Annotated in this window: 24 protein-coding genes; 8 read left to right on the forward strand and 16 right to left on the reverse strand. The window is 48.4% G+C overall.

Annotated features, from left to right (window positions below):
- The first annotated feature begins 94 nt into the window (after positions 1–94).
- Both MHB46_RS11465 and MHB46_RS11470 read left to right on the forward strand, forming a co-directional pair.
- Entirely contained in the window at positions 95–658 is a 564-nt protein-coding gene (locus tag MHB46_RS11465) for a TetR/AcrR family transcriptional regulator (RefSeq protein ID WP_341162386.1), read from the forward strand.
- A 12-nt stretch (positions 659–670) separates the two neighbouring features.
- Complete coding sequence (locus tag MHB46_RS11470; protein WP_209949314.1) at positions 671–1,099, forward strand: DUF3995 domain-containing protein; 429 nt, start codon at positions 671–673, stop codon at positions 1,097–1,099.
- Positions 1,100–1,116: 17 nt separating this feature from the next.
- On the opposite strand, the gene MHB46_RS11475 is transcribed toward MHB46_RS11470, so the two are convergent.
- Positions 1,117–2,340, reverse strand: coding sequence for an MFS transporter (locus MHB46_RS11475; RefSeq protein ID WP_025719764.1), 1,224 nt, complete (start codon positions 2,338–2,340; stop codon positions 1,117–1,119).
- A gap of 189 nt (positions 2,341–2,529) precedes the next feature.
- Here MHB46_RS11475 and MHB46_RS11480 point away from each other — a divergent pair, with 189 nt between their 5' ends.
- On the forward strand, positions 2,530–3,108 hold the full coding sequence (locus MHB46_RS11480) for a TetR/AcrR family transcriptional regulator (protein WP_104497208.1): 579 nt from the start codon (positions 2,530–2,532) through the stop codon (positions 3,106–3,108).
- Positions 3,109–3,206: 98 nt separating this feature from the next.
- Here MHB46_RS11480 and MHB46_RS11485 read toward each other — a convergent pair whose 3' ends face one another.
- Positions 3,207–3,629 carry a MarR family winged helix-turn-helix transcriptional regulator gene (locus MHB46_RS11485; protein WP_069290990.1) on the reverse strand — a complete coding sequence of 141 codons (423 nt, stop codon included), beginning with the start codon at positions 3,627–3,629 and terminating at the stop codon, positions 3,207–3,209.
- 164 nt (positions 3,630–3,793) lie between these two features.
- Between MHB46_RS11485 and MHB46_RS11490 the strand changes: the two genes are divergently transcribed.
- Positions 3,794–5,263, forward strand: a complete 1,470-nt coding sequence (locus tag MHB46_RS11490) for an MFS transporter (protein WP_165179027.1) — start codon at positions 3,794–3,796, stop codon at positions 5,261–5,263.
- 135 nt (positions 5,264–5,398) lie between these two features.
- The gene (locus MHB46_RS11495) at positions 5,399–5,899 is read left to right on the forward strand and encodes an NAD(+) diphosphatase (protein WP_061829990.1); all 501 of its coding nucleotides are present in this window, start codon (positions 5,399–5,401) and stop codon (positions 5,897–5,899) included.
- Positions 5,900–6,064: 165 nt separating this feature from the next.
- Here the strand turns inward: MHB46_RS11495 and MHB46_RS11500 are convergent, their stop codons facing one another.
- The 9 genes from MHB46_RS11500 to MHB46_RS11540 all read right to left on the reverse strand — a co-directional run bounded on the left by MHB46_RS11500 (position 6,065) and on the right by MHB46_RS11540 (position 16,337).
- Entirely contained in the window at positions 6,065–7,141 is a 1,077-nt protein-coding gene (locus MHB46_RS11500) for a Gfo/Idh/MocA family protein (protein WP_341162387.1), read from the reverse strand.
- A gap of 227 nt (positions 7,142–7,368) precedes the next feature.
- On the reverse strand, positions 7,369–7,782 hold the full coding sequence (locus MHB46_RS11505) for a DUF350 domain-containing protein (protein ID WP_341162388.1): 414 nt from the start codon (positions 7,780–7,782) through the stop codon (positions 7,369–7,371).
- A gap of 94 nt (positions 7,783–7,876) precedes the next feature.
- Positions 7,877–9,310, reverse strand: a complete 1,434-nt coding sequence (locus MHB46_RS11510; protein ID WP_341162389.1) for a glutathionylspermidine synthase family protein — start codon at positions 9,308–9,310, stop codon at positions 7,877–7,879.
- Between the two features lies 1 nt (position 9,311).
- On the reverse strand, positions 9,312–9,650 hold the full coding sequence (locus tag MHB46_RS11515; protein ID WP_023986799.1) for a hypothetical protein: 339 nt from the start codon (positions 9,648–9,650) through the stop codon (positions 9,312–9,314).
- The gene (locus MHB46_RS11520) at positions 9,650–10,207 is read right to left on the reverse strand and encodes a hypothetical protein (RefSeq protein ID WP_341162390.1); all 558 of its coding nucleotides are present in this window, start codon (positions 10,205–10,207) and stop codon (positions 9,650–9,652) included. Before MHB46_RS11520 ends, MHB46_RS11515 begins: the two co-directional genes overlap by 1 nt.
- Before the next feature lie 90 nt (positions 10,208–10,297).
- The gene (locus MHB46_RS11525) at positions 10,298–11,203 is read right to left on the reverse strand and encodes a M15 family metallopeptidase (RefSeq protein ID WP_069079829.1); all 906 of its coding nucleotides are present in this window, start codon (positions 11,201–11,203) and stop codon (positions 10,298–10,300) included.
- A gap of 151 nt (positions 11,204–11,354) precedes the next feature.
- Positions 11,355–12,080: a phosphoribosylglycinamide synthetase gene (locus tag MHB46_RS11530; protein ID WP_165178867.1), complete on the reverse strand. Its 726-nt coding sequence runs from the start codon at positions 12,078–12,080 to the stop codon at positions 11,355–11,357.
- Positions 12,081–12,100: 20 nt separating this feature from the next.
- A complete protein-coding gene (locus MHB46_RS11535) occupies positions 12,101–15,226 on the reverse strand; it encodes a DEAD/DEAH box helicase (RefSeq protein WP_341162391.1) in 3,126 nt (1,041 codons plus the stop codon).
- Between the two features lie 157 nt (positions 15,227–15,383).
- Positions 15,384–16,337 (reverse strand): helix-turn-helix transcriptional regulator, encoded by a 954-nt coding sequence (locus MHB46_RS11540; protein ID WP_341162392.1) that lies wholly within the window; start codon positions 16,335–16,337, stop codon positions 15,384–15,386.
- 107 nt (positions 16,338–16,444) lie between these two features.
- Between MHB46_RS11540 and MHB46_RS11545 the strand changes: the two genes are divergently transcribed.
- Entirely contained in the window at positions 16,445–16,984 is a 540-nt protein-coding gene (locus MHB46_RS11545; protein WP_341162393.1) for a dihydrofolate reductase family protein, read from the forward strand.
- Positions 16,985–17,066: 82 nt separating this feature from the next.
- Here the strand turns inward: MHB46_RS11545 and MHB46_RS11550 are convergent, their stop codons facing one another.
- The 3 genes from MHB46_RS11550 to MHB46_RS11560 form a co-directional block, all read right to left on the reverse strand.
- Positions 17,067–18,362, reverse strand: coding sequence for an ABC transporter substrate-binding protein (locus MHB46_RS11550; protein ID WP_341162394.1), 1,296 nt, complete (start codon positions 18,360–18,362; stop codon positions 17,067–17,069).
- An 86-nt stretch (positions 18,363–18,448) separates the two neighbouring features.
- The gene (locus tag MHB46_RS11555) at positions 18,449–19,285 is read right to left on the reverse strand and encodes a carbohydrate ABC transporter permease (RefSeq protein WP_025721894.1); all 837 of its coding nucleotides are present in this window, start codon (positions 19,283–19,285) and stop codon (positions 18,449–18,451) included.
- Positions 19,286–20,167, reverse strand: coding sequence for a carbohydrate ABC transporter permease (locus MHB46_RS11560; protein ID WP_025721893.1), 882 nt, complete (start codon positions 20,165–20,167; stop codon positions 19,286–19,288).
- Positions 20,168–20,375: 208 nt separating this feature from the next.
- Here MHB46_RS11560 and MHB46_RS11565 point away from each other — a divergent pair, with 208 nt between their 5' ends.
- Complete coding sequence (locus tag MHB46_RS11565; protein WP_341162395.1) at positions 20,376–22,190, forward strand: sensor histidine kinase; 1,815 nt, start codon at positions 20,376–20,378, stop codon at positions 22,188–22,190.
- Positions 22,191–22,197: 7 nt separating this feature from the next.
- Positions 22,198–23,832, forward strand: coding sequence for a response regulator transcription factor (locus MHB46_RS11570; RefSeq protein ID WP_165178862.1), 1,635 nt, complete (start codon positions 22,198–22,200; stop codon positions 23,830–23,832).
- Here MHB46_RS11570 and MHB46_RS11575 read toward each other — a convergent pair.
- Positions 23,798–24,385 (reverse strand): GNAT family N-acetyltransferase, encoded by a 588-nt coding sequence (locus MHB46_RS11575; RefSeq protein ID WP_341162396.1) that lies wholly within the window; start codon positions 24,383–24,385, stop codon positions 23,798–23,800. The two genes, MHB46_RS11570 and MHB46_RS11575, sit on opposite strands and share 35 nt — an antisense overlap.
- Positions 24,386–24,495: 110 nt before the next feature.
- Positions 24,496–25,620 (reverse strand): NADH-dependent flavin oxidoreductase, encoded by a 1,125-nt coding sequence (locus MHB46_RS11580; RefSeq protein WP_069290975.1) that lies wholly within the window; start codon positions 25,618–25,620, stop codon positions 24,496–24,498.
- Positions 25,621–25,675: the final 55 nt, after the last annotated feature.

Genomic DNA, 25,675 nt, shown 5'->3' on the forward strand with positions numbered 1-25,675 from the left:
CTAAGGGAGCTCATGTGCCCATATTTACACAGCTCTAGAAACACTATAATATATACTTATCTAGACGATACCGTACAGAAAGGGGGAAGGAGAGATGCCTAAAATTATTGTCACAGAAGAACAATGGATTCAGAAAGGAATCGAATGTTTTGAACAGGGTGGAATAGATCAACTTGTTGTTGAGAAAATGGCCGTTTCTCTAGGGTGCAGTAAGAGCAGTTTTTATTGGTATTTTAACAATCGCAGCAGCTACATTAGACAGATTGTGGAGACATGGAAGGAACAGACGACACAACAGATTATTGCAGCGTCCATCATCCATGCTGCCGCAGATGAGCGGATCAGAGAGTTGTTAACCCAGATGTTCGGGAAAACGAGACGAGGAGATTTTCTGTTTTATCTGCGAAAACTGTCATTGAAGGATGATAGTTACCGTTCCCTGCTCAATGAAGTTGAACAGATGAGAATGGAGTTTATGAAAGAGCTTCTAATACAGAAGGGAATGCAGCCAGAGAAAGCCTTTCAGAGATCATGGATGTTGTACCATTACTACTTAGGCTGGTATGAGCGTCACAAGCAAGAGACATTAAGTGACGAAGCCATTCAACAGCATATTCACATGATTTGGACAGAGTGGATTTCGAATGAATTCAATTAAGGAGGATGCCACATGTTGGAGTTACTTACATGGGCAGTAGGCGGAATTCTATGGGTACTGAGCGGCATGCATCTATATTGGGTATTTGGCGGACAAAAAGGTGCAAAGGCAGCGATCCCAAGCACAGGAACGGCTTTGCTCTTTGAGCCCTCCAAGATAGGGACATCAATTGTAGCTATTCTACTAGCTTTAGCCGCTTGGTTCGTCCTAGAACTAGGTGGAGTTACACAATTCCTGATTTTCAGTACCTTTCATTCCTACGGTGCAGGCTTGTTGTCGTGCGTATTTATTTTACGTTCTATAGGAGATTTCAAATGGGTAGGGTTTTTCAAGAGAAAAAAAGGAACTGTTTTTGCAAAGTGGGACACTGTGCTCTACTCGCCCCTTTGTTTTCTCTTGGGAACAGCCATTTTAATCATTATGTTTTTGCGTACGGCATAGCTTAAAGCTGACCTCTATCAGGTGGTTTGTTTCTTTCGCACGTCTCCACTCGTTTCTTTCTCAGTGAAAAAGTACAGCAAAGCCAGCACAGGCAGGACGACTCCAATCAGAGAACTAAAATTCCAACCTCCTAACGCATACGACCAACCGCCTAATGATGATCCAATCGCTCCGCCTATGAAAAAAATAGACATGAATAATCCGTTCAGACGCCCCCTCGCCTCACTTCCCAAGGAGTAAATCACACGCTGTCCAAGTACAAGGTTTCCCGATACAGCCATATCCAGTGTAATCGCTGAAATAAAGAGAAGTACGAGCGCAACCGTCGAATGACTTTGAAAAAGATAGATGAGCAAAAAAGACAAGGCTGCAATGATCATAGCTAACCCGGTTAAACCTTTGCTCCAACCTTTATCAGCCAATCTCCCGGCAATCGGAGCAGCTACTGCACCGCCTACGCCTACTAAAGCAAACAATGCAATCCCTTGTTGAGACATTCCGAAATCATCCGCCAAACGTAGAGGAACAACAGTCCAAAATAGGCTGAAGGCACCAAATAGGCAGGCTTGATACAGGGCACGGCGGCGCAGTGCAGGCGTTTGTTTTAAAAGAGTGCCTAGCGAGAAAATTAATTTACTGTAAGATACCGTAGGCACAGGCTTGCGCTCTGGAAGAGCTCGGGAGAGCAGAATCGTCAACAGCGTCAAGACAATGGCTGACAAAATAAATACGGCTTGCCATCCCCAGATGCTGGTGATAAAGCTTGCTACTGGCCGTGCGAACATAATGCCTAGTAAGAGTCCACTCATGACATTCCCAACAACGCGGCCGCGCTGCTCTTCGGATGCTAAATAGGTGGCGTACGGCACCAGTATTTGGGCTACCACAGATCCAATTCCAATGAATAAGGATGCGGTCAGGAACAACGGGGCATTGGTGGCAAAAGCGGCAACAACCAAGGCACAGACTGTAATGATTAACGATATGACCATGAGCCGTCGATTTTCAATAATGTCGCTGAGCGGTACGATAAATAGCAATCCCACCACATAACCGATTTGAGTCAAGGTGACAATGAAGCCCGCTGCTGTAGAAGAAAGACCCATAGCAACGTGAATAGGTCCTACAAGGGTTTGAGCATAGTACAGGTTGGCAACAATAAGGCCGCATGCGGCTGCCAACAAAAACATCATCCAATTTGAGATACGGTTACTTTCTAAGGCTTGTTGTTCTCTTTGCATGATAATCCTCCTCATTAATTTAAATACTAAACGTATAGTTCATTAATTCGATAATCAAATAATATACTGAACGTTTCGTTTTGTAAATAGGCAAAATCAACTTTTTTTATTTCACATGATATTTGATATACTGAACGTATAGTTTATTTTACGCGTTTACTTATATCTGTTAAGAAGGTGAGCATTCCAGTGCAGAGCAAAAGAGGACGTCCACGTAATGTCGAGACGCAAAAATCTATCCTTAACGCTTCCTATGATCTACTGTTGGAGCAAGGCTTTGGGGCGGTGACGGTAGAAAAAATCGCTGAGCGAGCGAAAGTTAGCAAAGCCACCATTTATAAATGGTGGCCCAACAAAGCTGCAGTAGTAATGGATGGCTTCCTGTCAGCCACCATAGCAAGATTGCCCGTGCCCGACACGGGTTGTGTATTAGATGACATTCTCATTCATGCCACGAATTTAATGCGGTTCTTAATAAGCCGAGAGGGTAAAATCATTACGGAGTTAATAGGCGAAGGGCAACTTGATTCAGGATTGTCAGAGGCATACCGGACCCGATATTTCCACCCTCGGCGACTTGAGGCCAGGCTTCTTATTGAGCGCGGAATAGAGCGCGGAGAATTGAAGGAAAATCTCGATATTGAATTATGTATTGATCTCATTTATGGGCCGGTTTTTTATCGATTGCTGGTAACCGGTTATCCATTAGACGATTCCTATGTGCGACAATTAGTCACGAATGCGTTCAAAGGAATTGGCTTGGACTGAATGACGTGGTATCAAGCAGCCCTCACAGAGTATCCTCTATGAGGGCTGCTTTTTCTTTTACCTGCCACGATCCTCTGGCTAACTCCTTATTTATTTGTTTATTCGTCAGGGTCTATACTAATCTTTTGCAGTAAGTCGATAAGAAGATCCTCTTCCTCTTCGGATAGTTTATGGACAAGGCTGACATTGAGCTCATCCAGTATTCCTTGTAAGACAGGGGCAAACTCTAACGCCTTGGCCGTGGGAGATACAAGATAGGAACGGCGGTCATTTGGGTCCGTTTTCCGTTCAATATAGCCTGATTCCTCCAATTGTTTTACAGAGCGTGCCGTGGTTGCCTTGTCAAATTTAAGTTCATTCGTCAACTGCTCTTGTGTAATGCCTGGCCGCTGCAAAATGAGCTTTAAAAAGCTGTGTTGTCCTCCACTGCCGATTCCGTAAGGGGCCAGTTTTTTGGACAGTATTTTTTGATTTCGACGGTACAAGTGGGAAATTAGCTTTCCAATCGGTTTTTTTCTCATCAAATACACCTCATTGGCTTGAAAATGACAAATCCCCAGTTGGGACCAAAGCAAAGTTTACAACAATATTGTTGCGCACGCAACTAATTTGCTGTACACTAGAACCGTTCATTTAGTTGCGCGTGCAACTAAATAGAAATTGTTAACGATAACGAGGTGTAATGATGAGTTCAACTGCTACAGCTGCTACAACCTATCAAGAGAATATCGAAGTCCAGAAGAAACGTTGGCTAATTTTAATTGTTTTGAATCTGTTTACATTTATGTCCACATTGGATGGAAGCATCGTCAATATCGCTCTTCCTGTGTTGTCTCGCACGCTACATTTACCCGTGGCACAGATTGAATGGGTGACAACCGCCTATTTAATGGCGATATGTACCGCTATCTTATTTTTTGGCAAGCTTGGAGATATCGTCGGTAAAATCAAAATATTCAAAATCGGCACAATCGTATTCATTCTTGGCTCCCTAATGTGCGGTCTTAGCTCTTCGCTCTCTATGCTGCTGATTTCCCGCATTATTCAAGCATTTGGGGCGTCCATGACCATGGCGAACAGCCAGGGGATCGTGACAGATATCTTCCCGTCCAATGAACGGGGCAAAGCACTTGGCCTCATTGGAACCTTCGTTTCTCTGGGCAGTATCGCCGGGCCAAGCTTGGGCGGTATTATTGTCTCGTCGCTGGGCTGGCAGTACATTTTCTGGGTCAATGTACCGGTAGGGCTGGTCGCTGTCTTTCTTGGCTGGAAGCTTCTGCCGAAGGATTTGATCAAGGTGAAAGATAAAATTGACGTTCCCGGTAGCTTGGTATTTGCTATTTTTATTCTCACTTTGTTCGTCGGATTGTTGCTGGGACAGCAGGTCGGGTATGGCGACAAACGCATCGTTGCTTCGCTGGTGGTGGCTGTAGTTGCTTTTGCCATGTTCATTAGGTTGGAACTTCGTCGTCCTGGGCCGCTCTTACAGCTCGCGCTATTCAAAAATCCGTTATTTTCGCTCAGTATTTTGTGTGCTTTTCTGGTGTTCGTCGCTAACTTTTGCTTTAACATCATTTCGCCCTTTTATGCGCAGAATATGCTGAACTTGTCGCCTTTTCATGCCGGGTTCCTGCTGATGCTGCTCCCCATCTCGATGGTTATTGTGGCCCCTCTCAGCGGTGCGCTTTCCGATAAAATCGGATCTGAACTGCTTACATTCGCCGGGCTGGTCGTTATGGTTATTGCCCAAATTGGATTGGCCCAATTGCATGCAGGCAGCTCTATCCCGCTCGTGGGTCTGTGGATTGCCATGCTGGGCATTGGCAGTGGTTTATTTCAATCGCCGAACAACTCGCTGATTATGTCTACAGTACCCCGCACACAGCTCGGCTCAGCCGGGAGTGTCAATTCGCTGGTTCGCAACGTCGGTATGGTTGTGGGGATTACTTTGGCCACATCCATCCTCTTTTATATTATGAGTAAAGAGGCTGGTTATCGGGTCACCGGCTTGGTCTCGGGTCATCCAGAAATTTTTCTGTCAGGCATGCATGTAGTCTTTATGACGTCCGCGTCCATCTGTCTTGTGGCGGCATTGTTAACAGGCTGGCGGCTGATCGGGGCTAGACGGGCAAGAACGCAGCAAGAAAAGGGATAAAGACCAAGAGAAGAAATAAAGCGTCCGTAGACAGAACAATGATCGTAGAATTAAGATGATGAGTATTGCAGTACAAACACAGCATTAAAAGCAACATTTACAATTTTAAAAATGGGATACAAGGGTGGAGCTTACATGAAATATTGCTATGAATGCGGAACAAAATTGATGGTGAAGGAGTGTGAAGGCGAAGGCCCTATCCCCTTTTGTCATACATGCCAGGTCTTTCGTTTCCCGATATTCAGCACTGCGATCAGTACCGCTGTATTGAATAGTCAGAGAGATAAGGTGCTGCTCATACAGCAGTACAATATTCAAGGCTTCATTTTATTGGCAGGTTATGTGAACAAGGGTGAATCCGCCGAGCAGACATTGGTGCGTGAAGTTAAGGAAGAAGTAGGATTACAAGTCGATGAGTATCAATATATGCGCAGCGAGTATTTTGAACGAAGCAATACACTGATGCTGAATTTTGTATCCATTGTGAATGACGATCAGTTAGATGTTCTTAGTACGGAGGTAGATCAAGCACGTTGGTTTACACTGGAGGAAGCCAAGCAAGCCATTTTGAAAAACAGCTTAGCTGAATCCTTCTTGCTGACCATTATTGAAAAGATTGAGGCAGGATTGATTTGAAGTGATATAAGCGTGGCGATGCAAAAATGATGAAAAAGATGTCTTTACAGATATTGAATTGCTAAACCGCAAGATGGCTGCTCTTTCCAAGGAACCCTCTTGCGGGTCACAGCATGTTTATACTCTTTGTCATTGCTGGAATTTCAGCGACTCCCCTTACATCTCCTACATTTCTACTAAACGTCCATTCTCTTTCCAGGATTGCAGTATTTTCTCAAGTACCCACTGATTTTTGTAGCCGTCCTCGAATATGGGAGCACGATCCACAGACTTTCCCCTTGCCAGCTCAACAAAATCTTCATAAGCCGTATGATTATAGATTACAGGGACAGCCCAACTCTCGTATTCGGCACCCGGGTGTTCCAGGTCACGCAGCACGATGCGGATACTTTCCGGGTTATTGAGGCTGGCGTGCAGTGTGCCAAGTTCTCCATAGATATCGACTTCGATATCGTGCCGTATGCCGATGGCATTTTTATGAGTGATAAAGGTTCCCACGGTATTGTCGCCTACGATGCCATGAAAGGCAGCGAGATCTTCCACATCCACTTTTACAGGCAGACCCGTGATCGGATCGAACCGCTCGGGTGTAATGGTATGTAGCAGCGCTGCGACACTTTTAAATTCACCCACCAGAAAACGGGCCAGATCAATGATATGGGATGCTGTATCCCCCACTACTCCAGAACCAGCCTTGGCTAAATTGTGACGCCATGTATACGGATGCTGACGATACGGCGCAAATGCATCCATTAGATAACGAAATTGAATGTTATAGATTTTGCCCAGCTTTTGCTCATCCAGCAGTTGCTTTGTATATTGGAAGGCCGCGCCGTAGCGATGCTTATAGTGAACCAGTAAAGGCACCGGATTCGCTGTATATAGCTTTTTCAACTGATCCGCTTCCTCCCATGTGAGAGTCAATGGTTTTTCTGCCAGTACAGCTTTGTGTTCTTCCAGCGCAATACGAATAATGTCAAAATGCACATCATTGGGTGTCAGCGACAGAATCGCATCTACCTCTGGGTCACGGATTAATGCTTCATAATGGGCGTACCGCTTGGAAGCAGGCAGTTGCAATTGTTCTCCGATGGCTTGAAGGCGATTGGGATTCACATCACTAACGGCCACAATAGATACCCCCGAGATGCTGTGCAGTGATCTTATGTGATATTCAGCGATAAGACCCAGGCCAATGATACCCATCCGAATTTGTTTGGTTGGGGAGGTGGAGGTACTCATATGTTCAGAATTCCCTTCTCTTCTATTTGGTTTGAACTCTGTAGCAAATTCCTTTTGCTATGCAGTATCACCCGTTGCTTTATAGAATAGTCCCCACAGGAAGTGATCGTTGCAACCTTCAATTCAACAGTCTGATGCCGGGCAGTGAATGCAATGTTCCATAAAAAAAGGATCTGCAGCTCCGTTGTCCGGTATTGCAGATCCTTGGTATTCCTTCTCTATATCGACTACATCAAAAATGTACCTACCACAAAAGACACCCCGACGATGATCGAGCGCAGCAGCTGTGCCAGAGCCACATTGCCTTTGGCAATTTCCTCGCACACCTTGGTACGCGGCGTCACCAGATCAAAAATCACATAGACCAGACACAGCACTACAATGCCCACAGCCGACCAGGTCAGCATATCTAGCCATGAATGACTGCTGTACGACACCATCCCCACGATGATACACAGACCTAGCAGCTTTGCACCCATATAGATGCCTGCCGCCTCATTGCCGCGTGCGATTTCTTGATTATCGTTATAACGTGTCAGCAAGCTGAACACATAATAACCTACGATTAAGATGGCAAACAGGATAAGCAGGCCGATACCTACATTGCCCAATGCGTTGCCCAAACTGATATAAGAGTCCAATTTTCTTCCTCCTTATGATACTTCAGGATTTTGCCAAATCCTCACTTGTAAATGAACAGATAAGTTCGAATATTTTACATTTTTTTAATTCAGCTTATATAACGTGCGGATTAGGAGGTGCGGTGGCAACGGCGGCGGCGCAATAGTAGGCCATATCACCTGTTACCTTTTCACCGATTCGCGGCAGGACACCCGCAAAACGCCCCCCGATCACGAATATACCTGTCAGCACATAGCCGTGGAATAGCCCTTCCTCGGTCTGTACCTCTGCACTCTGCATCGGCCACAGCCGCTGATAAATCTTAGGCTGTCCCTCGTAATAAGCGGCAATATGTGCGGCTTCCTCCTGCTCAGGCGTTCGTGAAGTATCAGCTTGGTGAAGCAGATCAGGGTTGTCAGTCTGCGCAGGTTCAACCTCTCCCAAAGCGACTTTCAGCATCTCCTCGGATTGAGGATGTTCAATCAAGTGCGTCCCTTTACCCTCCCGACCCCATATACCTTTGGCCACATAAGGCTCTTTATTTTGCATAAACACCGAGGGTTCAAAATACGTAGGCAGCAGGTAGGTTCGTATCACCTCCAGCTCGCGATCGTCAAACAAGCGAAAACCGCAGAACTCTGGTGTCTGCTCATTTCGCTCATACAGTGACCACACGGTTGCGGTGAACCCTTTGCTCTGGGTAATGATATGCTGTGGCGGGTTGATTAATCCTATTTTCCCGTCTGCCACCATATCCATTAGCGCCTGCCCCACCTCAAGCCCCGTATTCTCTTCCCGGTCATCAATTAGATATTCCAGCGGATACAGGCGATAGAGAATGTGGATCTGCTCTCCCCGGTGATACAATCCTTCATTCGGGATAATCTCCAGTTCTTCCAAAGGAGCATAAACGACTTCGAATCCGGCTTGTTCACATAAATGCATAATATATTTGGTGTTGGTCTGATCCTCGATGTGCCAGTCATAGCAAGCAAAATACACCTTTGTCCCTAATCCCTTGCGACTATAAAAATGAATAAGCTCCGTCAAGGCAGACTGAATCGCCTCGTCCATTCCAGATGAGGGCCCATGTAGTGCATTGTCATCTTCCGACATTCCATCCCTACTCAGCACCTCCAGCAGCTTTCCTTCGAGATAAGCCACCTCGGGAATCCCGGTTGGGGTATCGGTGTTATTCTCAATGCACTTGATACCCGCTTCCCCCACAATCCAGTCCTGGCGGGTTATCCCATCCGGCTCGGCCTCCATACGTGCAGCACGCAGCAAGCCCGGATGAATCCCCAACCGTTCCACCAGGTATTCATCAGGCATATAGCGCTGAACGAATTGCTGAACCTTGCGATAAATACGATGTACCGCCTCAGAAGCAACCTGAAGCTCTGCCAGCTCGCTTTCCCGATATACCGTTAAGGCCGGCACGCAATAGGATTTGCCATACATGCGGTGATACGGGATGATACGGCTGATTTCACCCTTAAAAAGCTCATCATGTTCATAAGGCAATTGCCGAATCGTACGCATGCTCATCTTAACCCCCAGAGAAAAAGCCGCTGCGTGAGCCGCTGCTGCCAAAACCGCTGTGTGAGCTGGAAGATGAGGATGAGCTTTTGCGGTATGAGCTGGAAGATGAACGACTGCTATGGTATGAGGAGCCTCCACTATAATAAGTCGATCCGCCATAGTAATACCCGCTGCTGCCTGAATCCCGACACGCCGTTTGTTCCGATACAGGAAGCTCATCGCAGTCATAATACTCGTCGTCACCGCACCCCGTCAGAGCAGCTGGGACAGCCAACATCAGGGCAAAAGCCGCCATCCGTGTACGAGAGCCGGGCTTGGATTTCATCTTTTCCCAAGAATGCTCCATCACAGATCGACCTCCTTCACAAACAGATGTACCTTTTTCAGCTGAGGGTCCAATACCGAATATATAAATTCATATGTTTTGCCACCCAGTACTGTATAGTGATCTAATAGCCGTTGGGCCAACTCCAAAGTAAATACCGAACCTTCCCGCTGATCCATACTACGGAATGCAGGTTCATGCCATATCCAGTACATTGCACTGTATGTGGAAGTGTAACCTCCCTCACTGGCAAGCACGAGGTCTTTGATGGACGCACCGTAAGGCTTTGCACGTTCCCCTGTAAATTCAGTCACATAGACGGAATGATCCGTATGTTCCTCACTTTCATTCGAGATATGCGACCATAGTTTGTCATGGAGACGCGTAGCGTCTACAAGCTTGCGTAGAAACAGCTCATCCCCCGATACGGATTCCCGTGTCAGGCTGCGCAGTTCCTTTTGAGTGTCTTCCGACCATTCGCGATACGTTAATGAATAATAAATGATGATTCCCTTCCCTTCCTGTACGCTTCTGTCATGAGGTTTGCAACAAATCAAAGCGCTTATGTCGTCGTTCACTATACGAGATTCTACCTTGAAAAGGTTCAATTTGGAAGAAAAACACGACAAAAAGCCGCAATCCCTAGGATTACGGCTTGGTTTTCACTGCTACAGCTTGATATTGTTCTCGTCGAAATATTCCTCCAGCGTCATCCCCTGCTTGGCTACATCCTCCGCAATGTCTATTCCCACATAACGGATATGCCAAGGCTCGTACACATAGCCGGTTACATCTTCCTTACCCTTCATATAACGAATAATAAATCCGTATTCCGGTGCATGTTTTTCCAGCCATTCGCCTTCCTTGGAAGCTCCGAAGGATTGCTCCAGCACATTACCTACGCTTGGGCTGGATACATCAATGGACAATCCTGTCTGATGCTCACTCGTACCCGGTACAGCGCTAACTTTAGAGGCATATTCCTGCCCCTTTGTCTTTACATTGTTGTTGAAAATAGATACCTGACGCTTATAGGAACGGTATCCCGATACCGCACGCAGCTCAATGCCGTCTTTTTCCGCACCGTCGAACAGCTTCTCCAGTGCCTCTGCCGCTTCCTTACGCAAATGCCGCTTTTCATGCGGTCCCTCGAAGGAAAATGGCACCTGCGGCTCCACCAGGTCATCGGGGACATAGCCTACAGGCAAGCTGCGCTTTTTGTTCACAACGACTGTATCCGAAGTCGCATTAGTGACGATCGCGGTTCCATCCTCTTGCTTAACCGTGGCTTGCAGCGCACTCTGGCTCCGCAACGCCATCACAGGGTCGGCTTGTCCACTTTCTGTACCTGCAGAGGCTTGTCCAGCGCTAGTGCTGCCATTGCCCGTATCCGGCTGGGCGGAAGGCTGTACATTCTCCTGTACCGCTGTAGATGACTTCAACGGCTCGCTTTCCTGTCCACCTGATCCTCCCTGCTGGCAGGCTGCCAGTAATAGCCCTGGCAGGATCAGCCCTGGAATGAGTGCTTTGGTCCAGCGCTTAGATGCTCGCGTCTGTTGTATATGTCGTTTCATGCTGGTATCTCCTCCAATATTGCAATTGATGCATGACTTGCCGTCACTTTTCCGTTTCCCCATTGTAACTGAACTTTTAGCACTCTTCGAAGCCATTATCCCGTTCGATGAAGGCGAATAGACTCGAAAAAGGAAGTATATACCCGAATTGTTACGGAGTATGACGTTTTTGCGGGATTGCAGCTCGGGCCCGCTCGGCTACCCGTTCACGTATGAGTTTCAATGCCTCTTCCGCACGGGGTAAACCCGGCAGCAAAGCCGTAATATCCGCTTCCTTCTTAGGAGCAAGCTTCTGCGGCAGACGAATCTCAATCGCATGAAAGCCCGCACCGGGACGATGCAATGCTCCTTCTGCCGCAGACTCTGCAATCCATTCGCTAATCGCTGCCGATCCGCTGCGTCCGCCTTCCTGCCGTGAGGTAGACTCAAGCGCAGGGGATGTCCCCTGCACATGGGATAACTCTCCGGCCCAAGCACTAAATACGAACTCCAGCAGCTCTTCCCGCGTCATTCCGATTAGTTCCAGACAGGTCTGCGGCTCGCTTTCCAGACCGGCTTGAAGAGCTTTCTTCACCTCGTCGACTACACCCACGCCATCCTCCATGCTGGAAGTGGCTGTCTCAGCTGCTAGCTGAACGATCTCATCCAGCGATAGACAGGTTTTCCCTTGCAAAAAATGGTAGATATCCAAAGGATCTGCTTTTAGCTGCTCCAGCCATGCCTTCCGCTGTTCGGGGTTAAGTACAGGCGCTGGGCCAGTCCATTGGACAGCATGTGTGGAAGGTACACCCGTTGATTCGCCTTCCAACCCCAATCCGTCTAATTCCGCTATCCATTGACCGTCAGTTACTTTTAGCTTCACTCGCGGCCTCGTCATCGCCTTCATCCTTTCTCTGCTCACTCAATCCATACATCATTTTGCAGCGCAATCAGACCGCGCAATTCATCATCAGACATTTCGGTGAGCCAATGTTCACCGGAGCCGACAACCTGCTCGGAAAGTGCCTTTTTGCTCTCGATCAGCTCGTCGATCCGCTCCTCCAGTGTACCTTGGCAAATCAGCTTGTGCACTTGTACATTGCGGCTTTGACCAATACGGAATACGCGGTCCGTCGCCTGGTTTTCCACTGCAGGATTCCACCAGCGGTCATAGTGAATGACATGGCTGGCGCGTGTCAGGTTCAGGCCCACGCCACCTGCACGCAGGGAAAGTACGAATATATTCGGTCCTTCTCCCTGCTGGAAGTTGTGAACAATTTCATCACGTCTGGTTTTCGCCAGTCCTCCATGCAGAAAATACGGCTCTTCCCCGAAGATTTTGGCCAAACGAGAGACCAGCAATTCTCCCATCGACACATATTGGGTGAATATCAGCGCCGATTCGCCGTTCTCGCGAATCGTCTCTACCAATTCCAGCAGTCGCTCCATTTTGCCCGAGTTTTCAGTTTTACCACTATCAGCCCGGCCCGGAATGATCAGACCCGGATGGTCACAAATCTGCTTCAACTTGGTCAGCGAAGATAGAACAAGCCCTTTGCGAGCCATACCGATCTGCCCATCCAGTGTTCCCAATAATTGATCCACCACGCCCCGATACAATCCGGCCTGCTCTGGTGTCAGTACACAGTAGGATTTCAACTCCAGCTTCTCTGGCAAATCCTTGCGTATATCTGGGTCGCTTTTGAGACGACGCAGCATGAACGGGGAGACGAGGCGATGAAGCTCACGCAACGCGGACCCCCGCTCCTCTCCTGCCAGACTGTAACGCTGGCGGAATGAAGAAGCCGTACCGAGGTAACCTGGATTCAGAAATTGAAAAATAGACCACAGCTCGCTCAGCCGATTTTCTACCGGAGTACCTGTCATGGCAATCCGGTGTGGAGCAGACAGCTTCATGACGCTTTGTGCTTGCTTTGTTCGTGCATTTTTTATATATTGCGCCTCATCCAACACGATAGAGGACCAGTATACCGCAGATAAATCGCTGCCGTCCCGGCCCGCCAAATGATAGGTAGTGAGGACGATATCATACTCACGTACACTTTCCTGAAACAGCTCGCCATGGAGTCGCTGGTTGCCATGGTGAATATACAGTGACAAATCCGGTGAAAAACGCTTCAACTCGCGCTGCCAGTTGCCGAGCAAGGACGTCGGACAGATGATCAACGCCGGACGTTGATCATCTGCGCCGATGCCACCGTCGAGCAGGCAGGTGATGACCTGAATCGTTTTACCAAGCCCCATGTCGTCCGCAAGGCAGACGCCAAAGCCCAATCCGCGCATCGCGGCCAACCATTGAAAGCCTCGCTCTTGATAGGGCCGTAATGCGCCATGCAGCGTCTCCGGCACAGGCCGCGGCTCTACCGAACGGAGTACGCCGCCCTCAGCCAAAGACGCAAGCAATCCGGCGGATTCCGCGCCAAAGATGGACAAGCCTTTCCACGAGGCCTCGCCTGCACTTTCATTTTCTGCAGCCAGATGCATCCATTCGGACAAGCTCATCTCACCGTTTTCCCCGCGCTTGATAAAGCGCAGCACCTGACGAATTTCCTTAGGATCGACCTCGATCCATTCCCCTCCGAGACGTACATACGGCAAATTGGCCGCGACGATGCTTTCCAGCTCCTCCATCGTCAAAGTCGTATCACCCAGCACAGCCTCGGCATCAAACGAAATCATGCGGTTAATGCCGACAGACGATGTATCGGCAATCACACCATCTGGCTTGGCACCCTGCTCTGTCGAACGCATTTTGAGCCGCAAACCTGCACGTCTTCGGCCCTCCCGGCTCCAGCGTGAAGGCATTTGCACGGTGATACCGTTCTTTTGTAATGCGGGAACGGCTTCCGTCAGGAAGCGGAAGAACAACTCTGGCTCCAGTGTCAGCCCTTCGGGATAAGGGCGGTTCAACGCTTCTTGCAATAAAGGTGCCGCTTCAGCTGCCTGTCCGAGCCTCATTAGCAGTTGCATCTGCACTTGACGATATACAATTCCGCCTCGAACCAGATCACGTTCAGGATGCGCCCACAGTGCCAGAGCAGGCAGTCGCAACCCCGGCTCAGCATCGCTTTCTGCCCAAAAGGTAATGCGCCAATCCTTGACACTCTCTTCCAGGGAAGGCTCCAAACGAAGGCACAACCGCAGTTGCCCTTCTATCGGCTCCTTGTCTTCCCGTTCCGTGACAGGCATTGCGCTTCCCTCAAGAGAGGACGCTTGAAGCACCAGCTCCTCCATCTCCGCGGGCGTTCCCTGAATCGCCACCGGGCGGGAACCTGTCAGCAGACTGTTCCACCACAGCTCCGCCAGCGGCGATCCTCCGCGCCGATACTCTGCGCGATATCGACCCAGCTCACGGTCTGATGCTGCCAGCACCGCGGTCGTTTCCGCATGGATGACCGCACACAAGAAGGAGTACAGCACGATTCCGGCTGCATCCTCGCGTGTTTCAGGCTCCTTACCCGCAAAAACGGCCGGAGCCGCCATACAAACAGCTGGCATCGCAGCAGCCAGCTCATGAAAGCGGCGTATGTCCTCCTCTTGACACAGTCGAGGAATCCACACCCCGACAGCCGCTTCCGGACCACGACGACGCGGTCCCGATGGACGCGCCTCTGTAAGCGATGGCGCAATTTCGCCCCGTTGCATCAGCTCTAGCGCAAAATAAGCGGCTTTTTGCCAATATTGCATTTCCTCGCCCAGCGTAATGCCCGATGCCGCACAGCCCTTCTCGTCCATGCGGGTCAGCAGTGCCATCGTCTCGCGCGGTTCCAGCGCCAAACCCTCCAATGTACGCCCCAGCATGGAACGTCTTTTGCCACCTCTGCCCGCGGTTTCCACACGAGCAGTGTTCGGTATCCGTACCTCAGCAAGACGCAACGCAGCCTGCCGAAACGGCCGAAGGTCTCCCTTTAGCGTCAGCCTGCGGATTACACTGCTCCACGCATCGATACGTGGTTCCGACGTCTCACCAGAAAAGCAAAAAAACACATCTCCGAGCCATATTCCATAAAGCGGTTGATTCATATCTGTCTCCCGTCCAGCCTTTTGAATTATTACTCTTCATCATATACGAAAACGGGCTCTTTTCAAAACTTTATCACAAAAATAAATGGAAAGTCATAAGTTAATAACCTTAAATATTCATGTGGTTAACTATAAATAAGAGAATCAATTTACAGGATTAATTGTCTTTTTCTTCATCATCTGCTTTTGCATCCTTCAGATAAGGGTTCAGGCTGTCTTGCAGCAATTCCTTGACCCTCATCCGCAGTTCTTTCGGATATATGACCTCAGCCTCTGGCCCGTATTTTAGCAAAAGTCGGGACACATATCTAAACTCTTCGACCGGAATATATCCCTGCCATTCCTGACCCTTCCCTTCCTGATGGGAAACATTTTGGAAGAGGGCATCTGATCCGGCCAGCCTGGCACCCAATGCGGTAAATTTTATTTTAGACGGAATTCCTGTACGGGAATCCTCCGAAGCCAACCATTCCTGAAGTGTGGGAAGGCTGTCCAAGGTTTCGTCCAGCATCGTTATTGTAATCACCCGATCTGAACGGTACAGAATGATGCGGTCTCTGCTATGCGCTGGCATGTACCAATATCCGTGATCAAAATACAGTCCAATCGGATATACTTCAGTCCACTTTTCACCGGAAGCGGAGCGGTAATGCATGTTCACCCGGCGCTTATTCAGCGCAGCCTCCAAAATGATTGAGGTGTAGGGTGACTCTGCGTGAGTGGGTAGCATACGAAAAGAAATGTACTCCTTTAATTGATCAATACTGTCCTGCACATCCTGTGGAAGCTCGGCATAATAGTGCTCGGATACATGTCCACGAACCGAGCCAAAAGGGATATCTGGAATGTTCTCCAACAGTTGCAGCATGAGGAAAAGACCCAGAGCCTCGTCGCGAGCAAGATGAAGGGGAGGAAGAAGCCGATTGGGGAGTGCCCGATACCCGCCATGAGGACCCATTTCGGTATAAAGGGGTAACCCGGTCTGCTGCAAATAGTCGAGATCTCTTTGTATTGTCCTGACAGAGACACCAAAACGTTCAGCCAGCTCACGCGCCGTATATTTTTTTCGGGAATCCAGTATCCTCATAAGAGCAATTCTGCGTTCGTTCATAAGGTACCCCTCGAATCCAAAATTAATTTTAAATGACCGTTTTAACTACGACATACTATGTCATAAATACATTGTAACATTAGGAAATAGAAAGGAGTGAATGAACTATGGAAGATTTGAAATCAAACGCAGTTGTGCTGTATATTGCCATGAGTCTCGACGGGTATATAGCTTTGCCGGACGGTTCGGTGGACTGGCTGTATGATGTTAAAGGGGATGGCGGGGACAATGGATATGCCGACTTTTACGACACCGTAGGTACAGTGCTGATGGGCAGGCTGACGTACGAGGAAGTGTTGAAGCTCTCAGATGATTTCCCTTATGCTGGCAAGCCATGCTATGTGCTCACACGAGCATTAACGGAACAACAGCAAGCGCCACATGTTACATTTACGGACGAAGCTCTGACTGAACTGGTTCCACGTCTACAAGAACAATCGAAAGGTGCGGTATGGCTAGTCGGTGGAGGCCAGTTAGTTCAGGCCTTCTTACAAGCTGGACTGCTGGAGAAGGCTATCATTGCGATCATTCCCAAGGTGCTTGGACAAGGAATACCGTTATTTCCAGAAGGAACGCTACCAAGTACATTTAAGCTCAAAGAAATAGAATGCCGTGGCGATATCGCTCTGCTCCATTACCATTTATAATTTTGTTTACAGAAAAGCCTTCATATTTCAGGATCATACAATCTCCCTGAAATATGAAGGCTTTATCGCGTGCTTTTGTTCATTATTTGGTCTTCAAATTATCCCATGTTCTTTGGAAATCCTCGAATAGCTTCCCGGCATCCGATTTACCTGCCACATAAGCTTGCATCTGACTTCCAAATTCTTGCTGTGCTCCTTCAGGATAGCGGCTAAAGAACCAGCCCAACAGTTTGTTTTCCTTACTGTATTTCACCACTTCCGCACCCAGTTGGCCCATATCAGCCTCTGCCCCTTCGATGCTCTTGAACGCTGGAATAAACTTGAATTCCTTGGTGATATACTTTTTACCCTGCTCGGATGTCACCATCCAGTTTAAGAACTCCTTCGCCTCGGGTTTGACAGTCGAATTTTTATTAACTACCCAGTTGTTAGCGACACCTACAAACAGCTTATCTCCGGCTGTTGCGTCTTCACCAATCGGCATAGGCAAAATACCCAGATTCAGCTTCGGATTAATACCGTCAATTTGGACCTGAGTCCAGTTCCCTTGCTGCATCATGGCAGCCTTTCCAGTGGCGAAGTTCGTTACCTGCGTGTTGTAATCGGTCGTGAGCGGCTTCGAATTGCCATACTTCATTGTCAGATCGAACAGCTTAACCCACTCCGCGAATACAGCGTTGCCCGGAATCTTTGCTGTTCCATCATTTAGTCCTTTGACGAAGGCCGAAGGGTCCGGCTGATTGGCAAATGCCACGTTCAGCAAATGATTGCCCAGCACCCAAAACTCCTGATATCCATTAGAAAATGGAGTAATCCCTGCGGCTTGGAGCTTTTGCGCAGCTCCCTCCAGTTCGGACAATGTTTTAGGGGTCTCCGTAATCCCCGCCTTCTTGAACAAATCCTTGTTATAAATAAAGCCGTACCCCTCCAGATTCATCGGCTGGCCATACAGCTTGCCGTCTTTGGTCATCGGTTCTTTGGCGACATCGACCACATCGCCAACCCAAGGCTGGTCAGACAGGTCCTCCAAATATTCCAGCCACGTATCCAGCTCGCGGTAACCTCCTACGTTAAAAATATCCGGCTGCTCCCCGGAGGCGAACTTCGCCTTTAACGCCGCTCCATAGTCACTGCCCCCGCCCACGGTCTGAATATCGAGCTTGATCCCTGGATGAGACGCTTCGTATTCCGCTTTCATGCGATTCAGCGCTTCTGCAATCTCTACCTTAAACTGAAAAATGTGAATTGTTTTTTCCTTCACTTCCTCTTTGCCTGCGTTTTGTCCTCCACTGCTGTTACAACCTGCCAAAACCAGGGCAAAGGCCGCGAGAAGCAAGATCAGTGCTTGAACTTTCTTTTTAAAAGTATGCGTTTTCATTTTTATGTTCCTTTCTATTCTAAATTTCAAAGTGTCCTCCGTTTGCGGAGTGGCACACCGTGTACATTTTCAGCTCATCGCCACACTCAACCTTTGACCGAACCAGCCATAATACCTTGTATAATATATTTTTGCATGGCCAGAAAGAATACAATGACTGGCAAGATGCCCAGCACCAGAGCAGGCAAAGCCAAATCCCACTGCTTCGTGTATTGTCCAAAAAAGGCATAGGTCGCAATCGGAATCGTGCGCAGTTCAGCCTTTTGCAGTACCAGAGAAGGCAGGAGATAATCATTCCAAATCCAGAGCGTATTTAAAATAATAACAGTTACCATCATCGGCAGCATCAACGGATACACAATTCGGAAAAACACTCCGTAAGGCGTACATCCGTCCACCGTAGCTGCTTCTTCCACCTCGACTGGCACACCTTTGACGAATCCATGAAAGAGAAAGATCGACATAGGGGCTCCAAATCCCAGATAACAGATTACCAGACCACTTATACTGTTCATTAAATCCAGTGTACTTACAACCTTGACCAAAGGAATCATCACCGATTGAAAAGGAATGACCATGGCAGCTACGAACAGGCTGAACAACACTCGATTATAACGCGTCGGACGCCGGACCATTCGGTAAGCAGCCATTGAGCTGATCAGTACGAGCAGTAGATTACTAACTACCGTAACTACAAGTGAATTCCATAAAGCTTCGGGAAAACGCGTGATGCTCCACGCTCTAGCGTAGTTGCTCCATACAAAGGTTTGTGGCCAGGCCGCAGAATCGGTGAGCAGGTCACCAAAGCTTTTGACCGAATTCACGAATAAAAAGTAAAACGGGACGAGGAATAACAATGCGACGAGGATCATCACCATCTCGGTCGCCCATGTTCCAAAGCGGTAGCGCTTGCTTGTTTCCATTTACGCTTCCACCTCCCGACTTTTCGTCAGTCGTACCTGAAGGCTCGTAACCAGAGCAACAATGATAAAGAAAATGAGTGCTTTAGCTGTTCCCAGCCCATAACGATTATTCACAAACGCTTCATTGTAAATATTGAGTGCAACCGACTCTGTGGACCCGAAGGGACCGCCCTTGGTCAGTGACAAATTGAGATCGAACATTTTGAATGACCATGATATCGCCAGGAAAAGACATACCGTAACGGCAGGCATGATCAAAGGAAGTATAATCGACCGCAAAATTTGCATCCGGCTTGCTCCGTCAATTTCGGCTGCTTCCAGCATATCGCGGGGCACATTGGTCAGGGAAGAGATATAAATAACCATCAAATACCCGGCAGTTTGCCAGATAAACACGATTACAATTCCCCAGAAGGCCGTGATCTCATCTCCCAACCAGGACAGGTTGAAGAAGGACAAGTTCGTGCTCTCTCCGATTGCTGCAAATCCCTTGACGAAAATAAACTGCCAGATAAAACCCAGCAACAGACCTCCGATCACATTAGGCATAAAAAAGATGGTCCTGAGTACATTTTTTGTTTTCAGCGGTTTGGTTAGAAAATACGCCAGCAGAAAGCCAAAAATATTCGCAGCCACCACTCCTACCACCGTAAAACGGACCGTAAACCAGAACGCTGTCCCAAATTTGTCATCATTCCATAAAATGTGACTGAAATTATCCAGCCCGACCCACTTTGCCTCATTGGCTACCCCATTCCACTCTGTAAAAGAATAGTACATTCCGAGCATAAAAGGGATTACAATAATGATAACGAAAAATAACGTCGACGGCCCTACAAAAATGCATTGCTGGAGCCATTGCGACGACTTGGCGCGATTCAATCCGATCCCCCCCTTTTGTTGTCTGTTGGTGTCTGGAACGCTCCCTTACGGCTTTCTTTCAGCAGCATGATGCTTGGGCCGTACGGATATGCGATTCACATGTTCATTATGTCGAATAAGCGCTCTGGAGAACACGTAGGATCGTGAACCATTAGGGGGGAAAATATTGACCTCTGGCTCGCCTTGAATTGTGAAAGGAGCTCACTGCATGAAATTTCACAGTATTCGTTCCCGCCTGATCTGGTTTTTGCTCATTGCGGTCACTCTGCCGCTACTGCTGTCGATGACTATGACCTTCGTTCTCACCAAGCAATCCTTGCGGGAGCAGGCCACACAAGAAAATGAACGGCTTATTTTTCAGGGAATTACGAATCTGGATAACTATTTACAGGGACTGAATCGTGCGTCCATCGGAGTCTATAATGACCCCCATTTTCTGCGTAATCTGGCCAAAATTCCAGATGATTACCGGGCCGTCGCTGAAATTTACACCACACTGCAAACGATGATGAATGCTTCGGCAGGCATTGACCAAGTGTATTTGCATTCTTTTGAGGCTGGGCAATCCACGTTGATTACCAGTACAGTCCCGCTACGGGAATTCCGACTGGAGCCCTTTACTGGTTCTATTCATTACGGCCCTTCTGGACTATTCATACAGCCTTCGCACATGAAGCATTTGTACGGCTTTTCGGCGGTTTCCTATGCGGAGCACAGCACAAAGCAGCAGGTATTTACACTTCATCGGGCGATTCGGAACATTCCTGCCTCAGAGACACTTGGGGTACTGGCTATAGATGTTGATCTGGAGCCGCTGCGCAGTATTTGCCGTCAATTGTATGATGCGGATACAGAAGAGCTGTTTTTGATCGATCGGAACGGAACAATCATATATAGCGGAAAAGAAGCAGCGATTGGAACGCACTGGAAGGAATCTGACCTGCTTAATCGAATTTCTAAAGAAGGCGAGCACGGAGTGATTGAGGATGATACGGCACTGCACGTGTACGGCAAGCTGGATGCCAACCTGTCAGGCTGGACGCTCGTCAAGAAAATTCCACATCGTACGCTGTATTTACGGGCTACCCGCCTGACTCAGATCAATGCGGTCATTACAGGCGCAGCATTGCTACTTGCCATTGTTGCCACGTTATGGATTTCGATAAAAATCACGGCACCTATTAAGCGACTGACTCGCTACATAAACCAGATTCAGTCCGGTCAACTGGATGTAGACATTCGGGCCATGAGTAACGATGAAATCGGAGTACTGTCGCGCCGTTTCAGACAGATGATGGATACCATCAATAACCTCATTTTACAGGAATACAAGCTGGAGCTGGCTAACAAGACACATCAATTGAAAGCGCTTCAGGCACAGATTAATCCTCACTTTTTATATAATACGCTACAGTCTATTGGAACCCTGGCTCTACAGCATGAGGTACCGCGAATTTATTCGTTGCTCTCTTCCCTTGCCAAAATGCTGCGCTATAATATGAGGGACCATACGGTCGTTACACTTAAGGAAGAAGCCGAACATGTAAAACAATATCTTGATTTACAAAAGGAACGCTTCGGTGAGCAATTAGAGGTTACTTACCAGTGGGAGGATGAGGTCCTGAATGATCGGGTGCCTAAAATGATTCTCCAACCGTTGGTGGAAAACTACTTTAAACACGGTGCCGATCCCCGGCTGGGGCCCGGTGAAATTCGCATTACAGGCAGACGAATCCGGGAAGGCATTGTGAAAATAACCGTGGAAAACAACGGAACTTCCATTCCACAGGCCGAATTGGAGCAGCTCCAGCATATGTTAAAACGTCAGCTGAAAGCCTACGAAGAGCCGGACACTAGCGAGCAGGATTCCATTGGCCTTCGTAATGTTCTATTGCGTATTCAGCTTCACTCGGAGGATGGTTCCAACACCCTGTGCGTAGACAACATCCTGCCTCATGGTGTCCGTTATACACTCGAAATTCGCACTGAAGCCCCTGCAGAAATTCATATTAAGGGAGAGTGATCTGTCAATGAAAGTCCTGATTGTGGATGATGAGAAGCATGTACGCCATGCCATTCGGATGCTCGTACATTGGGAAGCGTGCGGTGTGAGCGAGGTACTTGAAGCTGAGTCGGGCGATCAGGCGATTGAGGTCATTACCGCCCTTTCCCCACCCGTTGTACTTACGGATATGCGGATGCCCGGCAAGGATGGAGTAGCACTGATGGAGTGGATTCAAGTGAATTCCCCAGCAACCCGAGTTGTGGTGGTCAGTGGTTATGATGATTTTGACTTGGTTCGACAGGTCATCCGCCGGGGAGGCATGGACTATATTCTTAAGCCCGTAGATCCAGTGGAGATTAACGAGGCTCTAAATAAAGCCACTCAAGCCTGGCGGACAGCGGAGCAAGACCGGAACAGGCAGACGATGCAGGCCATGGAGGTCAACCGGATGAGGCCGCACTATGCTGACAAGCTCCTGACTGAGATCGTTTCCGGTATAGCGAGTACCCCTCTTTCCATTACACCCTTACGTGAGGAGTTACGTCTTCCCGCAGCTATTCAGATATGTAATGCAGCTGTGATGAGTACCACGCAGCTGGATGCCGATATACTGGACAAATATAAAACGCGTCGTGCGCTTTTGAGCTTTTCCCTGATTAACATCTGCAACGAATTTCTTGGAACTTCTCAAACCGGAATTGCATTCCGTCATCTGGAGCGTATGGACGAAATTATTCTGCTATATTGGGGCGAGCCATCTCGTTGGCCGCTGCTCTTGCAGGATATTCACACAGGGATCAAAACGGCTTTGCGGTGTTACATGCACATCGGGGTTGGCTCTTATGGCTCTTTTGGCGCTTTTCCCATAGCGGCAGCCACTGCCTACCAAGAGGCACGGCAAGCGTTGTGGAAACGGGATGTGTTGCAAACCGCCGACTGGATGCACCAGAGTTCCCAGACACGGCAGAACATTCGTCTTCCCCAGTTGCCTGAGATGGAAGAAGAGCTACGGCTTAGTGCGCTCAGCTGTAATGCCAATCGTGTGTCGATAGCGGTAGGCCACTGGATAGCAGCCGTAGCCGAGCTGCCTTCGGTGACAGCAGAGCAGCTAGCCAGTTGGAATCAGGAGTTGGACTGGATGCTGGCCCGTTGGCTGAATGACAGACCCGGAGATACCGATGGCGAGGAACTGGCAGATGAGTCTGGCTCCATTCATGCATTGCCGGTCGACAACCGTGGCATGCTTTCCCTGCCCTTATGGCAAAGACAGGTTGAAAACCGACTGCTAGCAGCCGGTCAGGCACTTACACCAAACCATAGCCCAAACAACCCGACCATCCGTGATATTGCCCGCTATCTGGATGCACACTATGACGAGGACATTTCTCTACAGGATATGGCGAGCCGCTTTTATCTCAGTCGGGAATATATTTCACGTAAATTCAAGCAGGAGTACGGGGTTAATCTGTCAGACTATTTGTGTCAGATCAGGATGAGCAAGGCAAAACTATTGCTGCTGAATGACAAGCTACGCCTTCATCATATTGCCGGTATGGTCGGGTATCAGGATGAAAAATATTTTGGCAAGGTGTTCAAAAAACTGGAGGGGGTCACGCCCGGCGAATTCAGAAAACGCCATTCTGCAAATCCTCAGCCGTGACCGCATACAACACGTGATCTTCCCACACACCATTAATCTTCAAATAGTTGAGAGCCAGCCCTTCGCGGCGAAATCCTGCCTTTTCCATCACTCGATTGGAAGGCGTATTTCTTGGCATCACTCCAGCTTGAATACGGTGTAATTCCAACTCATTTAAGGCGTAGCGTACAATATCCTTCACTGCGGAAGTGGCATAGCCTTGTCCGTGGTATGCAGGATCTACAAAGTAACCCAGACTGGCGTTTTGAAAGGGGCCTCTAGCGATACCCGACAGCTCCATTCTGCCGATCAGCTTATCATTTTCCGGCAAAAAAAGTCCAAACGTATATCCCTGTCCGGCTTGTGCCGCTTCCAAACCGTTAGAAATCAGACGCGCCTGTTCTTCCAGCGTAAAGTAAATTTCAGGTCGTTCTGGCTCGAACGGTTTGAAAAAATCAAAATTTTCACGTCTGATCTCTAATAAACGTTCTGCATCACTTACTTGTAACAATCGAATCTGTAGCCCCAAATGGGTGGACTTTATCAAAATGGCGCCATTAGCTTTATGTAACATTGTCATTTTCCTTCTTTCTCAGTTATTCCTATATTATTGTTCACGGTCACAAGACAGGAAAATACCCCAGGTGCATGAGAGCAGCCTAGGGTATCTCCATCATTCAAAATTTAGTCCGTAACAGGCATCCAGCCTGGAAGGGTCGTCAACGCACCCCACAAGTAGTCAGGAATGACTAGCTCCTGCTGGGCTTGCTTGGATAATGTCGTGCGAATGGTATCTTCTGTGCCGTTTTGTACCTTCTGAACCCATTGTGGCTCCATCAAAAGCGGACGTCCCAGCGATACAAGCGGTACACCTGTCTCCAGTGCTGCAAGCGCTTCGTCCGGTGTATTCAGCGACCCGACTCCCATAATCGGCACACGGTTACCTACCTTCTCATGGATGAGAACCGTACGTGACCGTTCGTCACTGCGGTCACGGAATGAACCACCGAAGAAATGATTTACGGAAATGTGCAGGTAATCCAGCCCTTGATCCGCCAGACGGTCTACAAGCACCATCGTATCCTCCAGCGTAATGCCTGGTGTGTGTCCTTCCTCAGGAGACAAGCGGTATCCAAAGATGAATGGCCGCTTTGCATGTTCTGCGATCACTTTCTTCACTTCGTGAACAACCGCCAGCGGAAAGGTCAATCGTTTTTCAAGACTTCCTCCCCATTCATCGGTACGAAGATTGGAGTGCGGGGAGAAGAACTGCTGGACCAGGTAACCGTTCGCTCCGTGAAGCTCCACACCATCATAGCCTGCTTCAATCGCTCGGCGAGTTGCTTCGCCATAGGCACGGATGACGCGGTGGATATCATCGGAGGTCATTTCACGCGGCACAGGCGCACCTTCTTTTTCCTCGGCTACTGCGCTTGCACTGATCGGCTGTCCATCTGGAATTTGATCTGGTGGACACAGGCGGCCACCATGATAAATTTGCAGGATCGCTTTTGCGCCCTCCTGATGAATCGTATCCGCTAGACGACGCAGGCTCGGAATCATTTCATCCTTGTCCGCACCGAACTCATTGACAAAGCCTTTGCCATCTGGAGTTACATACACACAAGCGGTAATAACCGCGCCTACACCACCGGAACGTTCACGGTAGTATGCCAGCTCCTGGTCACTGACTTCACCATTTTCGTGAGAAGCAAAGTTAGTCATAGGTGCCATGGTAATACGGTTCTTCAACGTAACACCGGATGGCAGGGTAAAAGTTTCAAATAGAGACTTATATTTTGGGTTCATTCGTTCTCTCTCCTTCAGTTTAAATCAGATCAGATAATATAAGGCTGTTGAGCAT

Source organism: Paenibacillus sp. FSL H7-0703, from assembly GCF_038003485.1.
Taxonomy (GTDB): Bacteria; Bacillota; Bacilli; order Paenibacillales; family Paenibacillaceae; genus Paenibacillus; species Paenibacillus polymyxa_B.

What these genes read in the sequence shown, in the direction of transcription:
- MHB46_RS11540 (WP_341162392.1), bottom strand. Translation starts at nt 16,337, where the DNA reads ATGAACGAACGCAGAATTGCTCTTATGAGGATACTGGATTCCCGAAAA.
- MHB46_RS11500 (WP_341162387.1), bottom strand. Translation starts at nt 7,141, where the DNA reads ATGAGTACCTCCACCTCCCCAACCAAACAAATTCGGATGGGTATCATT.
- MHB46_RS11535 (WP_341162391.1), bottom strand. Translation starts at nt 15,226, where the DNA reads ATGAATCAACCGCTTTATGGAATATGGCTCGGAGATGTGTTTTTTTGC.
- MHB46_RS11525 (WP_069079829.1), bottom strand. Translation starts at nt 11,203, where the DNA reads ATGAAACGACATATACAACAGACGCGAGCATCTAAGCGCTGGACCAAA.
- MHB46_RS11550 (WP_341162394.1), bottom strand. Translation starts at nt 18,362, where the DNA reads ATGAAAACGCATACTTTTAAAAAGAAAGTTCAAGCACTGATCTTGCTT.
- MHB46_RS11475 (WP_025719764.1), bottom strand. Translation starts at nt 2,340, where the DNA reads ATGCAAAGAGAACAACAAGCCTTAGAAAGTAACCGTATCTCAAATTGG.
- MHB46_RS11580 (WP_069290975.1), bottom strand. Translation starts at nt 25,620, where the DNA reads ATGAACCCAAAATATAAGTCTCTATTTGAAACTTTTACCCTGCCATCC.
- MHB46_RS11490 (WP_165179027.1), top strand. Translation starts at nt 3,794, where the DNA reads ATGAGTTCAACTGCTACAGCTGCTACAACCTATCAAGAGAATATCGAA.
- MHB46_RS11515 (WP_023986799.1), bottom strand. Translation starts at nt 9,650, where the DNA reads ATGGAGCATTCTTGGGAAAAGATGAAATCCAAGCCCGGCTCTCGTACA.
- MHB46_RS11570 (WP_165178862.1), top strand. Translation starts at nt 22,198, where the DNA reads ATGAAAGTCCTGATTGTGGATGATGAGAAGCATGTACGCCATGCCATT.
- MHB46_RS11495 (WP_061829990.1), top strand. Translation starts at nt 5,399, where the DNA reads ATGAAATATTGCTATGAATGCGGAACAAAATTGATGGTGAAGGAGTGT.
- MHB46_RS11575 (WP_341162396.1), bottom strand. Translation starts at nt 24,385, where the DNA reads ATGTTACATAAAGCTAATGGCGCCATTTTGATAAAGTCCACCCATTTG.
- MHB46_RS11470 (WP_209949314.1), top strand. Translation starts at nt 671, where the DNA reads ATGTTGGAGTTACTTACATGGGCAGTAGGCGGAATTCTATGGGTACTG.
- MHB46_RS11555 (WP_025721894.1), bottom strand. Translation starts at nt 19,285, where the DNA reads ATGGAAACAAGCAAGCGCTACCGCTTTGGAACATGGGCGACCGAGATG.
- MHB46_RS11565 (WP_341162395.1), top strand. Translation starts at nt 20,376, where the DNA reads ATGAAATTTCACAGTATTCGTTCCCGCCTGATCTGGTTTTTGCTCATT.
- MHB46_RS11545 (WP_341162393.1), top strand. Translation starts at nt 16,445, where the DNA reads ATGGAAGATTTGAAATCAAACGCAGTTGTGCTGTATATTGCCATGAGT.
- MHB46_RS11465 (WP_341162386.1), top strand. Translation starts at nt 95, where the DNA reads ATGCCTAAAATTATTGTCACAGAAGAACAATGGATTCAGAAAGGAATC.
- MHB46_RS11485 (WP_069290990.1), bottom strand. Translation starts at nt 3,629, where the DNA reads ATGAGAAAAAAACCGATTGGAAAGCTAATTTCCCACTTGTACCGTCGA.
- MHB46_RS11530 (WP_165178867.1), bottom strand. Translation starts at nt 12,080, where the DNA reads ATGACGAGGCCGCGAGTGAAGCTAAAAGTAACTGACGGTCAATGGATA.
- MHB46_RS11510 (WP_341162389.1), bottom strand. Translation starts at nt 9,310, where the DNA reads ATGAGCATGCGTACGATTCGGCAATTGCCTTATGAACATGATGAGCTT.